Source organism: Labrenzia sp. THAF35, from assembly GCF_009363595.1.
Taxonomy (GTDB): domain Bacteria; phylum Pseudomonadota; class Alphaproteobacteria; order Rhizobiales; family Stappiaceae; genus Roseibium; species Roseibium algicola.
The window spans coordinates 2,510,647-2,525,337 of record NZ_CP045380.1 but is presented as its reverse complement, the minus strand read 5'-3'; the positions used below and the strand labels follow the sequence as shown (position 1 = coordinate 2,525,337).

At 61.3% G+C, this 14,691-nt stretch carries 13 protein-coding genes; 10 read left to right on the top strand and 3 right to left on the bottom strand.

Features of this window, described 5'->3' with window-relative positions:
* The first annotated feature begins 63 nt into the window (after positions 1-63).
* The 10 genes from hutI (at position 64) to FIU93_RS11465 (ending at position 11,630) form a co-directional block, all read left to right on the top strand.
* Positions 64-1,275, top strand: coding sequence for an imidazolonepropionase (gene hutI / locus FIU93_RS11510; protein ID WP_152507570.1), 1,212 nt, complete (start codon positions 64-66; stop codon positions 1,273-1,275).
* Positions 1,272-2,828, top strand: coding sequence for a histidine ammonia-lyase (gene hutH / locus FIU93_RS11505; protein ID WP_152505636.1), 1,557 nt, complete (start codon positions 1,272-1,274; stop codon positions 2,826-2,828). Before hutI ends, hutH begins: the two co-directional genes overlap by 4 nt.
* Positions 2,815-3,642: an N-formylglutamate deformylase gene (gene hutG / locus FIU93_RS11500; RefSeq protein WP_055656223.1), complete on the top strand. Its 828-nt coding sequence runs from the start codon at positions 2,815-2,817 to the stop codon at positions 3,640-3,642. The genes hutH and hutG overlap by 14 nt, the downstream gene beginning before the upstream one ends.
* Complete coding sequence (gene hutU, locus FIU93_RS11495) at positions 3,635-5,317, top strand: urocanate hydratase (protein ID WP_055656225.1); 1,683 nt, start codon at positions 3,635-3,637, stop codon at positions 5,315-5,317. The genes hutG and hutU overlap by 8 nt, the downstream gene beginning before the upstream one ends.
* A gap of 142 nt (positions 5,318-5,459) precedes the next feature.
* Positions 5,460-6,557, top strand: a complete 1,098-nt coding sequence (locus tag FIU93_RS11490; protein ID WP_023003125.1) for a TRAP transporter substrate-binding protein — start codon at positions 5,460-5,462, stop codon at positions 6,555-6,557.
* Positions 6,558-7,066: 509 nt separating this feature from the next.
* Entirely contained in the window at positions 7,067-7,570 is a 504-nt protein-coding gene (locus tag FIU93_RS11485; RefSeq protein WP_152505635.1) for a TRAP transporter small permease subunit, read from the top strand.
* Positions 7,567-9,117 (top strand): TRAP transporter large permease subunit, encoded by a 1,551-nt coding sequence (locus tag FIU93_RS11480; RefSeq protein ID WP_062487310.1) that lies wholly within the window; start codon positions 7,567-7,569, stop codon positions 9,115-9,117. The genes FIU93_RS11485 and FIU93_RS11480 overlap by 4 nt, the downstream gene beginning before the upstream one ends.
* A gap of 155 nt (positions 9,118-9,272) precedes the next feature.
* Positions 9,273-9,980 carry an ABC transporter permease gene (locus FIU93_RS11475; protein ID WP_055656232.1) on the top strand — a complete coding sequence of 236 codons (708 nt, stop codon included), beginning with the start codon at positions 9,273-9,275 and terminating at the stop codon, positions 9,978-9,980.
* Positions 9,973-10,797 carry an ATP-binding cassette domain-containing protein gene (locus FIU93_RS11470; protein ID WP_152505634.1) on the top strand — a complete coding sequence of 275 codons (825 nt, stop codon included), beginning with the start codon at positions 9,973-9,975 and terminating at the stop codon, positions 10,795-10,797. The genes FIU93_RS11475 and FIU93_RS11470 overlap by 8 nt, the downstream gene beginning before the upstream one ends.
* The gene (locus tag FIU93_RS11465) at positions 10,794-11,630 is read left to right on the top strand and encodes a substrate-binding domain-containing protein (protein ID WP_152505633.1); all 837 of its coding nucleotides are present in this window, start codon (positions 10,794-10,796) and stop codon (positions 11,628-11,630) included. The genes FIU93_RS11470 and FIU93_RS11465 overlap by 4 nt, the downstream gene beginning before the upstream one ends.
* A gap of 272 nt (positions 11,631-11,902) precedes the next feature.
* On the opposite strand, the gene FIU93_RS31685 is transcribed toward FIU93_RS11465, so the two are convergent.
* Genes FIU93_RS31685 through FIU93_RS11455 form a run of 3 tightly spaced genes read right to left on the bottom strand, consistent with a single transcriptional unit; the run spans position 11,903 to position 14,622 of the window.
* Positions 11,903-12,031 carry a hypothetical protein gene (locus FIU93_RS31685; RefSeq protein ID WP_023003119.1) on the bottom strand — a complete coding sequence of 43 codons (129 nt, stop codon included), beginning with the start codon at positions 12,029-12,031 and terminating at the stop codon, positions 11,903-11,905.
* Complete coding sequence (locus FIU93_RS11460) at positions 12,028-13,383, bottom strand: c-type cytochrome (protein WP_209010343.1); 1,356 nt, start codon at positions 13,381-13,383, stop codon at positions 12,028-12,030. The genes FIU93_RS31685 and FIU93_RS11460 overlap by 4 nt, the downstream gene beginning before the upstream one ends.
* A 12-nt stretch (positions 13,384-13,395) precedes the next feature.
* On the bottom strand, positions 13,396-14,622 hold the full coding sequence (locus tag FIU93_RS11455; RefSeq protein ID WP_055656237.1) for a formate dehydrogenase subunit gamma: 1,227 nt from the start codon (positions 14,620-14,622) through the stop codon (positions 13,396-13,398).
* Positions 14,623-14,691 lie beyond the last annotated feature (69 nt).

Below are 14,691 nucleotides of genomic sequence, written 5' to 3'. Positions count from 1 at the left end.
CTCCGTTGACACGTTAATATGTGCATGCATATTATCTTATATCGCAATCTAATCAAGCCGGAGATGGACGTGCTGAAACGCCTCCTCACAAACGCCAAGCTGGCAACGCTCACCGCAAACGGAGAGCCGTACGGCCTGATTGAGGACGGTGCGCTGGTGATCGAAGGTGGCCGCATCGCCTGGATCGGCAAGGCCGCAGACCTGCCGTCGCACTATGCGTCGCTCAGCGCGGATGATATCGGCGGACGGCTGGTGACCCCGGGCCTGATCGACTGTCATACCCATGTTGTTTTCGGCGGCGACCGGGCACGTGAATTCGAAATGCGCCTTCAAGGTGCAACGTACGAGGAAGTGGCCCGGGCCGGTGGCGGCATCGTTTCCACGGTCAAGGCAACGCGCGCAGCCAGCGAAAAGCAGCTGCTGGAAGCAGCCCTGCCGCGTGTCGATGCCCTGATCGCCGAGGGCGTCACCGCCATCGAGATAAAGTCCGGCTATGGCCTCGACCGGGAAACGGAGCTGCGCATGCTGCGCACCGCCCGCAAGATCGGCAAGCTGCGCCCGATCACCGTCAAGACCAGCTTCCTGGGCGCCCATGCCATTCCGGCCGAATACAAGGACAAGGCCGACCTCTATCTGGAAAAGGTCTGCCTGCCGACGCTGGAAGCGGCTCATGCCGAGGGACTGGTGGATGCCGTGGACGGTTTTTGCGAAGGCATCGCCTTTTCGCCGGAACAGATCGGCAAGGTGTTCGACAAGGCCAAGCAGATCGGCCTGCCGGTGAAGCTGCATGCAGAGCAACTGTCCAACCTGAACGGCGCGGCCCTGGCCGCTTCCTATGGCGCCCTTTCCGCCGACCATCTGGAATACCTGGATGAAGCCGGCGTCAAGGCGATGGCCGAAAGCGGGTCTGTTGCCGTGCTTTTGCCGGGTGCCTTCTACACCTTGCGCGAAACGCAGTTCCCGCCGCTTGATCTTTTGCGCAAGCACAATGTGCCCGTCGCGCTGGCAACGGACTGCAATCCGGGTTCCTCCCCCCTCGCCTCGTTGCTCCTAACCATGAACATGGGCTGCACCTTGTTCCGCATGACACCGGAAGAAGCGCTGGCCGGCGTCACCCGCGAAGCGGCGAAGGCGCTTGGTCTGGACGATCAAGGCACGCTGGCGCCCGGCAAACGGGCGGATCTGGCTGTCTGGAACGTCACCCACCCGGCTGAGCTTTCCTACCGGATCGGCTTCAATTCCCTCTTCAAACGCATTTTCGGAGGCTCTGAATGAGCGCCCTTACCCTGACACCGGGCTCCGTGACCCTGGCGGATCTGGAACGCATCTACCGGGAAGAGCTGCCAGTGCGCATCGACCGCGCAGCGGAAGCTGCGATCAACCTTGCGTCCGAACGAGTTGCCAAGGCGGCCCGGGGCAGCGAGGCCGTTTACGGCGTCAACACCGGCTTCGGCAAGCTGGCCAGCGTCAAGATCGCCCCCGAGGACACTGCAACCCTGCAGCGGAATCTGATCCTTTCCCATTGTTGCGGCGTCGGCGAACCGCTCGACAAGACCACCACCCGCCTGATGATGGTGCTGAAGCTGCTCTCGCTTGGCCGCGGTGCCTCCGGTGTCCGCTTCGAAGTGATGAAGCTGATCGAGGATTGCCTGGAAAGAAACGTCACGCCGATGGTTCCCTCGCAAGGGTCTGTCGGTGCATCCGGCGATCTTGCGCCGCTGGCCCATATGACGGCTGTCCTGATCGGTGAAGGTGAAGCTGATTTCGGCGGCACGCGCATGCCCGGTGGCGAAGCCCTTGCCAAGGCGGGCCTGACCCCAGTCGTGCTTGGCCCCAAGGAAGGCCTTGGGCTGATCAATGGCACGCAGTTTTCGACCGCCTGTGCGCTCACCGGCCTGTTCGACGCCTGGCGTCTGGCCGAAGCGACCCTGATGACCGCCAGCCTTTCCACCGACGCCATCATGGGCTCGACCGCACCGCTTCTGCCAGAAATCCATGAGCTGCGCGGCCATCGCGGCCAGATCGAAGTGGCAAGGGCCATGCGCGCAATCATGGACGGCTCGGAAATCCGCGAAAGCCACCGCGAGGGCGACACCCGCGTGCAGGACCCCTACTGCATCCGCTGTCAGCCCCAGGTTGCCGGTGCCTGTGTCGATCTGCTCCGCATGGCGGCCCGCACGCTCGAGATCGAAGCCAATGCGGCAACCGACAATCCGCTGGTTCTGATCGATGCAGACCGGATCGTTTCCGGCGGCAACTTCCACGCAGAACCGGTTGCCTTTGCTGCCGACCAGATTGCGCTGGCCATTGCCGAACTCGGTGCGATTTCCCAGCGCCGTGTCGCGCTCATGGTCGACCCGACGCTTTCCTTCGACCTGCCGCCGTTCCTCGCCAAGGATCCGGGCCTGAACTCGGGCATGATGATCGCGGAAGTGACGACCGCCGCCCTGATGAGCGAGAACAAGCATCTCGCCAATCCGTGCTCGACGGATTCCACGCCGACCAGTGCCAACCAGGAAGACCATGTTTCCATGGCCGCCCACGGTGCTCGTCGTCTTGCCCGCATGAACGCCAACCTCAGCCAGATCCTGGGTGTGGAACTTCTGTGTGCCGCCGAAGGCATCGAGCATCGCGCCCCGCTGAAGACCAGCGCTTCGCTGCAAACGGTGATGGGCACTCTTCGCGGTGTCGTTCCCTCTCTGGAAAAGGACCGCTACATGGCACCGGACTTGGAAACGGCAGCCGGCCTGATCCGCAGCCGCAAGCTGGTCTCGGCGATTTCCGCTGGCCACATGATCACGCTGGGAGATGCCCATGCAGCCGGTTGACGTCTTCCGCGGTGATGGCCCGGTCGTTCTTGGCGTGCCTCATGCAGGCACATTCGTTCCGGACGACATCAAGGCAAGGTTCAACGACACCGGCTTGAAACTGGCCGACACCGACTGGCATGTGGACCGGCTTTATTCCGATCTCCTGCCCGGTGCGACCATGGTGAAGGCGAACTTCCATCGTTACGTGATCGACGCCAATCGCGATCCGGAAGGCGTCAGCCTTTATCCGGGCCAGAACACCACAACGCTCTGCCCGACCACCGATTTCGATGGACGCCCCATCTACCAATCCGGCATGGAACCGCAGACCGGTGAAATCGAGGCCCGGCGTCTTGCCTGGCATGCTCCCTATCACGCTGCCCTTCAGGCGGAAATGGAACGGGTCCGCGCCAAACATGGCGTCGCCATCCTCTACGATTGCCACTCGATCCGCTCGGTCGTGCCGTTCCTGTTCGAAGGCACGCTGCCCGATTTCAACACGGGCACCAACAACGGCACGACCTGCGCCAGCGCCATCGAGGCTGCCGTCGTCGCCTGCACCCAAGCAGCGGAAGGTTACACGTCGATCCTCAACGGCCGCTTCAAGGGTGGCTGGACGACACGGCATTACGGCCGACCGGCCGAAGGCTTTCACGCCATTCAGATGGAGCTCGCCCAGAAGACCCATCTTGCCACCGAAGACACGCCCTTTGCCTATGACGAGGCCAAGGCCGACCGGCTTCGGACCCATCTGAAAGACATCCTGAGCGCGCTGGAAAACCTCGCGCCCTCCTTATTCCAGAACAACACCCAGGGAGCGAACAATGACTGATCGCCGCCACAACGCCCGCGACGTATTCCCGCCCACCGGCACCGAGCTCAACACCAAGTCCTGGCTGACCGAAGCCCCGCTGCGCATGCTGATGAACAACCTTCATCCGGATGTGGCGGAAAACCCGCATGAGCTGGTCGTCTATGGCGGCATCGGCCGCGCGGCACGCACCTGGGACGATTTCGACCGCATCGTCGCAAGCCTCAAGACCCTTGAGGAAGACGAGACGCTGCTGGTGCAGTCCGGCAAGCCGGTCGGTGTCTTCAAGACCCACAAGGATGCCCCGCGCGTTCTGATCGCCAATTCCAACCTGGTGCCAAACTGGGCCAACTGGGACCACTTCCACGAGCTGGATAAGAAGGGCCTGGCCATGTATGGCCAGATGACCGCCGGTTCCTGGATCTACATCGGCACACAGGGCATCGTGCAGGGCACCTATGAGACCTTCATGGAAGCCGGACGCCAGCACTACGAAGGCAACCTGAAGGGCCGCTGGATCCTGACCGGTGGTCTCGGCGGCATGGGCGGTGCCCAGCCGCTTGCAGCCGTCATGGCCGGGGCCTGCTGCCTTGCGGTGGAGTGTGACGAGAAGAGCGCCGACTTCCGCCTGCGCACCCGCTACGTCGATGAAAAGACCCACTCCCTCGACGAGGCGCTGGCACTGATCGACCGCTGGACCAAGGCAGGCGAAGCCAAGTCCGTGGCGCTGATCGGCAACGCCGCCGATGTCTTCTCCGAACTGGTGAAGCGCGGCGTGAAGCCGGACATCGTCACCGACCAGACCTCCGCCCATGATCCGGTCAACGGTTACCTGCCGCAGGGCTGGACCGTCGCCGAATGGCGCGCCAAGGCCGAGACCGATCCGAAGGCGGTGGAAAAAGCAGCTCGCGCGTCCATGAAGGTGCATGTCGCCGCCATGGTCGACTTCTGGAACATGGGAGTGCCGACACTCGATTACGGCAACAACATCCGCCAGGTTGCCATGGAAGAAGGCCTGGAAAACGCCTTTGCCTTCCCGGGTTTCGTGCCCGCCTATATTCGTCCGCTGTTTTGCCGCGGTATCGGCCCGTTCCGCTGGTGCGCGCTTTCCGGCGATCCGGAAGACATCTACAAGACCGACGCCAAGGTGAAGGAACTGATCCCGGACGACCAGCACCTGCACAACTGGCTGGACATGGCGCGCGAGCGCATTTCCTTCCAGGGCCTGCCGGCCCGCATCTGCTGGGTTGGCCTTGGGCAGCGCCACCGCCTCGGCCTTGCCTTCAACGAAATGGTCCGCAACGGCGAACTGAAAGCGCCGATCGTGATCGGCCGCGACCACCTCGACAGTGGTTCGGTTGCATCGCCCAACCGCGAGACCGAAGCCATGAAGGACGGCTCCGATGCCGTGTCCGACTGGCCGCTTCTGAATGCCCTGCTCAACACCGCTTCCGGCGCGACCTGGGTGTCGCTCCACCATGGCGGCGGCGTCGGCATGGGCTTTTCCCAGCACTCGGGTATGGTCATCTGCTGCGACGGCACGGAAGATGCCGATCGGCGAATCGGTCGGGTGCTCTGGAACGATCCGGCAACGGGCGTGATGCGTCACGCGGATGCCGGCTACGAGATCGCGCTGGACTGCGCGAAAGAACAGGGGCTTAACCTGCCGGCTATTCTGGGTCGTCCCGCGTCCTGATGGACGCAGAAAGATGACCCAGCAACTATAATGCAATCAACTTTCTGCTTTCATGGTCCAACATGAAAGCAGGTTGATCTTGGGGAAACAATCAAGCACGGCGGGACACTCCGATCCATTCCTTTGACTGAGGGGTAATACCATGAAAAGACGTGATTTTCTGAAAGCCGGCGCCACCGGCACAGCCGCTGTTGCGGCCTCCACCCTGGCCGCACCTGCCATTGCGCAGGATGTGCACCAGTGGCGCATGGTCACCGCATGGCCGAAGAACCTGCCGGGACCGGGCGTCGCTGCCCAGATGCTGGCGGACCGCATCACCGCATTGTCCGGTGGCCGCATCGAGGTGAAGCTCTTTGCCGCCGGCGAAATCGTCCCGGGCAACGGTGTGTTCGATGCCGTCGGCCAGGGCACTGCCGAGCTGTACCATGCTGTACCCGCCTACTGGGGTTCCAAGTCCAAGGGCATCCTGCTGTTCGGTTCGCAGCCTTTCGGTCTGACAGCTCCCGAACAAGCCGGCTGGATGATCCACGGCGGCGGCCAGGCTCTCTATGACGAGATCTATGCCCGCTTCAACCTGAAGCCGTTCCTGTGTGGCAACTCCGGACCGCAGTGGGCTGGCTGGTTCCGCAACGAGATCAACAGCGCCGACGACCTGAAAGGCCTGAAGTTCCGGTCCACCGGTCTTGCCTCCGAAATGTGTTCCAAGCTCGGCATGGCGGTTCAGGCCATGAGCGGCCCGGCCATGTTCCAGGCGCTTCAGTCCGGCGCACTTGATGCGGGCGAGTTCATCGGTCCGTGGACCGACAGCGCGCTCGGCTACTACCAGATCGCCAAGAACTACTACTGGCCGGGTGTCGGCGAGCCGTCTTCCGCTGAAGAATGTGCCGTCAACCTGGAAGCCTACAACGCCCTGCCGGACGACCTGAAGGAAGCCGTGCAGCGTGCCTGCGCCAGCCTCTACAACGACGTTCTGACGGAATACAACACCAAGCACGCCCAGGCACTGACCCAGCTGGTCAACGATCACGGTGTGATGGTGAAGAAGCTTCCGGACGACGTCATCGTTGCAATGGGCAATGCCGCCGGTGAAGTGATCGCCGAACTGCGTGCGGACGAAGACGAGCTGGTGAAACGCATCACCGAAAGCTTCCTCGCCTACCGCAAGCTGATGCGCGAGTACATGCCCTATGCCGACAACGGCCAGATGAACGCGCGTATGCTCGACTACAACTACGACTGATCGGGTTGACGTCTCACATCGGGGAAATCTGTTTTCCCCGATGTGGTGGCGTTTCAACGTCGTTGCAGTACGCCAGAGGGGAACCGGCGGCCTGTCTGGACGGATCGTCCCCTTGTTCCGGAATGTGTGGCCGATCCTTCGAGACAACGCTTCGCGCTCCCTCTGGATGATGCTCGGAACAGGGAAGTGTATTCCTCGTGACTTGGCAAATGGACAAATCACGTTGCCCCTGCTTTCGTCACCCCATGGCTCAACCCTGCAATGACGAATAGCCTGGAGGTTTGAGACTGCGGAGAGACCGGGAGGTTCGAAGGTGCCGTTCAATGGCCCCCCTCCACTTGTCATCCCGGACGGAGCGAAGCGCAGATCCGGGATCCAGTACGCCGCAGCCTTTCAAACCAAAGCAAGTTAGCCGGGGTTACTGGATCCCCGCCTGCGCGGGGATGACAAATGATGGGACGTCTGCCACTGATCCAGAAGGCAGAACAGTCAGCAAACAGGAACCACAGATGGAAAAACTGGCGGGCGCGCTGGAGCGTGTCAATTCGGTATTAGGCAACACGCTGTGCTGGGCGGCGCTTCTGATGTTGCTGCTGCAATTCACGATCGTGTTGCTTCGCTATGTCTTTGGCTACAGCTTCATCTTTCTCGATGAAGGCGTGCTGTATTTCCACGCGGCGATCTTCATGCTCGGCGCCGGGTACACGTTCCTCGTCAATGCCCATGTGCGTGTCGACATCTTCTATGCCAGGAACAGCGAGCGCGCGCAGGCGTGGGTCGATATCTTCGGCCATCTGTTCCTGCTGACACCGGCTCTCGTCGTGCTGATCTGGTTCTCCTGGCCGTCCGTGCGCGGCAGCTGGGCCATTCTGGAAGGGCCGATTTCCGTTGGCGGCATCCCTGCCTCCTTCCTCCTGAAATCCCTCATTCCCGCCTATTGCGTGCTGCTGCTGATTCAGGGCGTAGCCGCCTTCATCCGCGATGTTCAGAAGCTGAAAGGCGTCAGCGCATGAGCCTGCCTCTCGATCTCATCATGTTCGGCGCGCTGATCGCCTTCATTCTGCTCGGCTATCCCGTTGCCTTCACCATTGCGGGCGTTGCCACGGGCTTTGCCCTGCTCGGCTGGATGATGGGTGACTTCAACATTCAGCTCATGGGCGCCATGGGCCAGCGTTTCTTCGGCGTGCTCACCAACCCGGTCCTGACCGCGATCCCGCTGTTCGTCCTGATGGGCGTCATTCTGGAAAAGAGCCGCATCGCAGAGGATCTGCTGGAAACAATGGGCCGGCTCTTCGGCCGCATGAGAGGTGGCCTCGGTGTTTCGGTGATGCTGGTCGGTGCCCTGCTCGCCGCGTCCACGGGCATTGTCGGCGCAACGGTGGTTGCCATGGGCCTGATCGCCCTGCCCACAATGCTGCGCAATGGCTATGACCCCAAACTTGCCTCCGGCATGGTCTGTACTGCCGGAACGCTCGGCCAGATCATCCCGCCGTCGACGCTGCTGATCATCCTGGCCGACGTCATGTCCAATGCCTTCCAGCAGGCGCAATACGCGCAGGGCAAGTTCACCATCGAGACGATCTCGGTCGGCCAGACCTTTGCAGCCGCCATGATCCCCGGTCTGCTGCTCGTCGCCGTCTACTGCGCCTACATTGTCGGCCGGGCTTACCTGTTCCCGAACGACGCGCCAGCGATGTCGGAACATGTCGACCAGCCGTCAGGCCGGGAGATTGCTGCCGCCATCGTGCCGCCGATCCTGCTGATCGTTGCGGTGCTCGGTTCCATCCTCGGCGGCATCGCCTCGCCCAACGAGGCAGCTTCCGTCGGTGCCGTGGGCGCGATCCTGCTGGCAGGCCGCCGTCTCGGGGTGTCCTCAAAGCTCATCGTGCTGGCAACAGCTGCGCTCCTGACACTTGCAATCGCCGCATCGATCCTGCCGATACGCCTGCAACGCTCCGATGTCACGGCCGGTGGCTACGTTATCGCCGCTGTCTATGCGGGGCTGGCGCTGTTTTCCCTGGGGGTCGTTCTGCACATCCTGAGGAAGGCTTTCGCGGACGGGCTCCTGAAAGCTTCCATGCTGTCCACGCTGACCGTCACCTCGATGATCTTCGCCACCATCCTGATGGCCAGCTTCTTCTCGCTGGTCTTCGTCGGCCTTGGGGGGGAAGACCGGGTCCACGACATCCTTCAGGAAATGCCGGGCGGTCCGACAGGCGCACTGATCTTCGCGATGCTGTTCGTCTTCGTGCTGGGCTTCTTCCTCGACTTCGTCGAGATCTCGGTAATCCTGCTGCCGGTTCTGATCCCGCCCCTGATCCTGATGGGCATCGACCCGATCTGGCTGACTGTCCTGATCGCGATCAACCTGCAGACCTCGTTCCTGACCCCTCCCTTCGGCTTCTCGCTGTTCTATCTGAGAGGCGCAGCGCCGAAGGAAATCACAACGGGCCAGATCTACCGCGGCGTCGTTCCCTTTATCATCCTGCAGATCGTCGCCGTCGCCATCCTCTGGACCTTCCCGATGTTCGCCACCTGGCTGCCCCGCTGGCTGTATTGAGGAGTTTCTCGGCAAGCCGATAAAATTCACGATCTACCTAAAAAAGCCACAGCGCCTTCCGCTGTGGCTTTTTTGTGCGTGTCCATGTCGTACATGAGTTTCATTCTTTGGCATTTTACGTTATTTTTTCCCATAGAGAGGGAGAAATGACAGGAATGGACAGTTTCTGGGGGGCATTTGCTGGAGCCCTTGGCCTGGTCATCGCGCTGGATCCGGATCTGATGGAAATCATCGGCCTGTCCATGCGGGTCACGCTTACGGCTGTCGTTCTCGCCTGCGTCATCGGCCTGCCCCTCGGCGCGGCGGTCGGCACTTTCAATTTCCCCGGAAGAACGCTCGTCGCCGTCATCTTGAACGCGCTGATGGGCCTGCCCCCTGTCGTGGTTGGCCTGCTTGTCTATCTCGTCCTGTCGGCATCCGGACCGCTCGGGCCGCTGCGCCTGCTCTACACGCCGACTGCCATGATTATCGCGCAGATGGTGCTGGTGACGCCCATTGTCGCCGCGCTGACACGCCAGGTAATCGAAGACCTCAACAGGGAATATTCCGAGCAGTTCGCATCGCTCGGCGTCGGCCGATTTGATCGTCTGACAGCCATGCTCTGGGATGCCCGCTACAGCCTGCTGACAGTCGCATTGGCCGGTTTCGGCCGTGCGGTTGCCGAAGTCGGAGCGGTTATCATTGTCGGTGGCAACATCAACCATGTTACCCGCGTGATGACAACGACCATCGCTTTGGAAACATCCAAGGGCAATCTCCAGCTTGCCTTGGCGCTCGGCGTGATCCTGCTGATGATCGCCTTTGCCGTGAACGCCGGTGTCATGGCCCTTCGTGCCTCAGCCGCGAGGGCCGCCTATGCGTGACGCAGCTTTCGACACACCAGGCACTGCCTCCACGATGTCGCGCCGTAGCCCGGCAGTGCACGACCCCTTGCTGGATGTCAGAAGTCTTGGCTTTTCGGCAGGCGGCGAAAAACTTCTGCACGACGTCGATGTTGCCATCCGCCGCGGTTCACGCACGCTCATCATGGGCCCGAACGGAGCCGGCAAGAGCCTCTTGCTGCGATTGATGCACGGTCTGCTTCAGCCGCAGGAAGGCGCTATCCTGTGGGAAGGCGGCCGGATGGACGCCACCGCCCGACGCGCGCAGGCTATGGTCTTCCAGCGTCCCGTGTTGCTGCGCCGCTCGGTTATCGCCAATCTCAAGTTCGCACTGAGCGTTCGCGGCCTGCGCGGCAGCGAACGCGCCGACAAGGTCAGGGCCGCGCTGGAAACGGCGGGCCTCAGTCATCTGGCCCGGCGACCGGCGCGCGTCTTGTCCGGCGGCGAGCAGCAGCGCCTGTCCCTGGTGCGTGCTCTTGCCTGCGATCCCGAACTCCTGTTTCTCGACGAACCTACTGCCAATCTCGACCCGGCCTCCACTGCCGCGATCGAGTCCCTGGTACTGGAAGCCAACGCCCGCGGTGTCACCGTTGTTCTGGTGACCCATGATGCAGGCCAGGCAAAACGCCTCGGTGAAGACCTCGTTTTTCTGCAGAACGGCACCGTGGTCGAGACAGGCCCTGTCGAAAAAGTGCTGTCCAACCCCAGAAGCGAACCCGTTCGCGCCTGGCGGGAAGGCAGGCTTTACCTTGGACCCAACACCCAATCCCTGAATGATTACCCCGGGAGGAAAAATTGATCAGAAGAGCATTTCTGGCGCTTGCCGCCGCCGTCCTGACGACCGTATTTGCCGGTCAGCCGAGTTTTGCGGAAGACAAGTTCATTGTCGTCCAGTCGACCACCTCAACCCAGAATTCGGGCCTGTTCGACTACCTCCTGCCCATCTTCCAGGAAAAGACTGGCATTGAGGTCCGCGTGGTTGCCGTTGGCACAGGCCAGGCCATCAAGAACGCCGCCAATGGCGATGGCGATGTCCTGTTCGTTCACTCCAAACCGTCCGAAGAAAAATTCGTTGCAGACGGTCTCGGCGTTTCCCGTTCCGACGTCATGTACAACGACTTTGTCATCGTCGGCCCGGCAAACGACCCTGCAAGCGTCGCCGGCTCGAAAGATGTCGTTGAGTCCCTGAAGAAAATCGCCGATGCGAAGGCCCCATTTGCCTCTCGCGGCGATGACAGCGGCACCCACAAGGCGGAACTTCGCCTGTGGAAGGCCGCCGGCATCGACCCGAGCGAAGGGTCTGGCGACTGGTACCGTGAAACCGGCTCCGGCATGGGCGCTACCCTCAACACCGGCACCGGCATGGGCGCTTACGTCATGACCGATCGTGCCACATGGATCTCCTTCGGCAACAAGGGCGACTACAAGGTTGCCGTTGAAGGCGACCCGATCCTGTTCAACCAGTACGGCATCATTCTGGTGAACCCGGAAGTTCATGCCCATGTGAAGGCCGATCTTGGCCAGCAGTTCGTTGACTGGGTGCTGTCCAAGGAAGGCCAGCAGGCTATCGCCGACTACAAGGTCGACGGCCAGCAGCTGTTCTTCCCTAATTCGGACAAGGGCTCAAGCTGAGCCCGTCTGACCGTCTTCTCGCTTTCCGAGTGAGTGGAGCCAGATAGCAATCTGTGTCGCATGCTCCGCTCAAACCTTCCCCCTTCTCACGCGAGGAGGGGGATTTTTTTTGACCTGATCAAAGCCAAATGGACTTGCGTGGAGCTTCAAGGTCACCCCGGCGCGAAAGGCAAGTACGCCGCACACAGGCACCGCTCATGAGCTATCAAAAGCTCATGTCGAAGGGAATTAGCGGCAGGCGCCGCCTGTTGCCGTCGAATTTCGGGTAATTGTTATTCCCCCAAGCGCACGGACGGGCTGGACGTGAAGTCGGCGCTGGAAAACCGCAGGTGCTCCAGAACCTGGTTGGCGCCGATGGCAATCACGATAATGGCGGCAAACGCGATGAGCATTGTTTTCATTGTGTATCTCCTTCGGATGGCGCCGTCGCCGATTTCAGATAGTCGATCAGATCGTCACGGTCTTGCTGTTCCACAATCCGCTGCATCGGCATCTTCGACCCGGGAATATAGTGATCCGGACCGTCCAGGAACAGTTGATCGATCGTCGTTTCCGACCAGACAATATCAGATCCTGACAGGGTCGCCGAATAGGGGTAGTCCGGAATAGTGCCCGCACGCCGGCCGAAGATGTTGTGAAGCGTCGGCCCGGCCTTGCGCGCGGTATCGCCGGTCAGGGCGTGGCAGATCGAGCATTTGCGCGCGAACTGCCGTTCGCCGTTGGACATTTCTTCCGGTTTCTTGAGGAATTGCGGTGTCTCGGTTGCCATCGGATCGAATGTTGCAAGATCGGCAAGGGGCCATGAATAGACGATGTTCTCGATGCCGCCCGCATGCAACACATCGCCGTCCTTCGAAAAGGCAAGCGCCCAGATCGGACCTTTCAGTGCTGCCCGGAAATCCGTTTCAAGCGCCCAGGACGTCGTGTCGAACACGGTGATATATCCATGACCGTCACCGGTCGCCAGACGTGAGCCATCCGGACTGACCGCCATGGCCAGTATCGGCCGGCGCTCGAAAGTGAAGTCATGCAGCCTTTCGCCGGTTTCGATATCGACGATCCGCGTCACTCCGTCCTGGGAGCCGTAGGCAATCCAGCTCTCCCGGTCACCCTCACCGCCAATGGCAATGACATTGATGCCGAAACCGTTGCGATCAACGACCCGCTTTTCACTTTGCGTTGCCAGATCCCAGAGCTTGATCGACCCGTCGACCGACGCTGAATAAAGCTGGCGCCCGTCCTTTGAAAACGCGACCGCATTCACCCCGGCTGCATGTCCGGCAAGATAAGCCGGCTCGCCGCCGGCAACCGGCCACAGCCCCACACGTGCATCCCAGCTTGCGCTGGCAATCGTCGTCTTGTCGGGGGAAACCGCAAGCCCCATGATCTTGGCCGTGTGCCCTTCCAGAACCCGGTTCGAGTTATTGCGGGTGTTCCAGAGAATAAGCTCGTTGTCGTCTCCGCCGGACACCAGATGACTACCGTCCAGAAACTGAACCACCTTGACCGCCGCCGCATGGCCCTCAAGCCATTGCGGCACCCGGTCTTTCCAGATGCCGACCGAATTGTCGAAGCTGGCAGTGGCCACCTGACCGGTCTCAAGGGAAACATCGATATCCATGACCGGGCCGCCGTGACCCTTCAGGGTCTGGAAATCGGCGCTACCGGCTGCGGAGACCAGCGTCAGAAGGAAGCCGGCAGCGGGCCCGAAGACCCGTGCAAGCAACCATACGGGATCCGGCTGAAACGGCATGTCACGCCGGGCCTATTCGGCGGGAACCGCGCTGTCGCCGCCTGAATGTTTGGCGGCTTCGCGCTTTTCAGCTTCTTCGACTTCCTTCACCCAGAGGCCGTGGTGCTCCTTCGCCCACTGCAGTTCAACCTCGCCGGAGCCCATGGCGTCATAGGCGCCTTCCATGCCGATGGAACCGATGTAGATATGCGCCAGGATCAGCGCCATCATCACGAAGGCCACAATGGCGTGCCACAGCTGCGCAAATTGCATTTCCTCATGCGGTGCAAGCGCGGTAGGCAATGTACCGAGACCCACCAGCTGCGGCAGGCCGAGTGCGTTGAGCTTTTCGAAGGTAACCGCAAACATCGGCATTTCGAACGGGAACAGCAGCGACAGCCCGGAAACGGAAATCGAAGCGCCCAGCACGATCACCCCCCAGAACACCAGCTTCTGACCGAAGTTGAATTTCTTGGCCGGCGGGTGCACGCCCTTCTTGAAAAGCCCGCCACCGACGGCGATCCATTTTACATCCGTCTTGTTCGGGATGTTGTGTGCCACCCACATCACGAACACCATGATCAGGCCAAGCATGAAGGCCCAGGCGACATTGTTGTGGATCCACTTCGAGAAATGCGCGACGGGCGCGAAGGCGTCCTTGCCGATCATGGGGATGATCACGAAGCGCCCGAAAAGCGTCAGCAGGCCGGTAATGCCAAGCAGGACGAAGGATCCCGCAAGCAGCCAGTGCCCGAAGCGCTCGATCGCCTTGAAGCGGGTGATGGTGCGGCCGGTCTTCTCGCCATCGATGCGAATACGGCCGCGAATGAGATAGAAAAGGGCCAGCAGCACGATAGTCCCGCCGAGCAGCCAGGCGCCGTAAGTGGCAAGTGGACCCTTGCGCCATTCGAGCCAGCGCATGCCGCCATCCTGCATCAGAACGGTTGCTGCAAATCCACCGGAAGAGACTGTTACATCCGCGGAGCCGTACCGCAGTGCCCGCCAGAGCTCCGGATCGGAGACACCGCCAAGTGTCCCGAGCTGTGAGGAAATCGACGCCGCGTCGTCCGGATCACCGGTGTTGTTGCGGCGGAAGTCGTAGTCGACCTTCTCGCCACGCTGGCGCTTCATGATGTCTTCAAGCGTCTGCGCACCACCGGTCGCCGACCGGTCGGCGGACGTATCCTGCGCAAACCCTGTCCCCAGACCCGCACCAAGAAAGGCCAGAAGAACAAGCAAAGCCATAGTCACGCGTTTCATGACCGCAAACCTCATTGTCGATTACAACCGGAGACGAGCGGGGCGGCTGTAAAGCCGCCCCGCCTACGT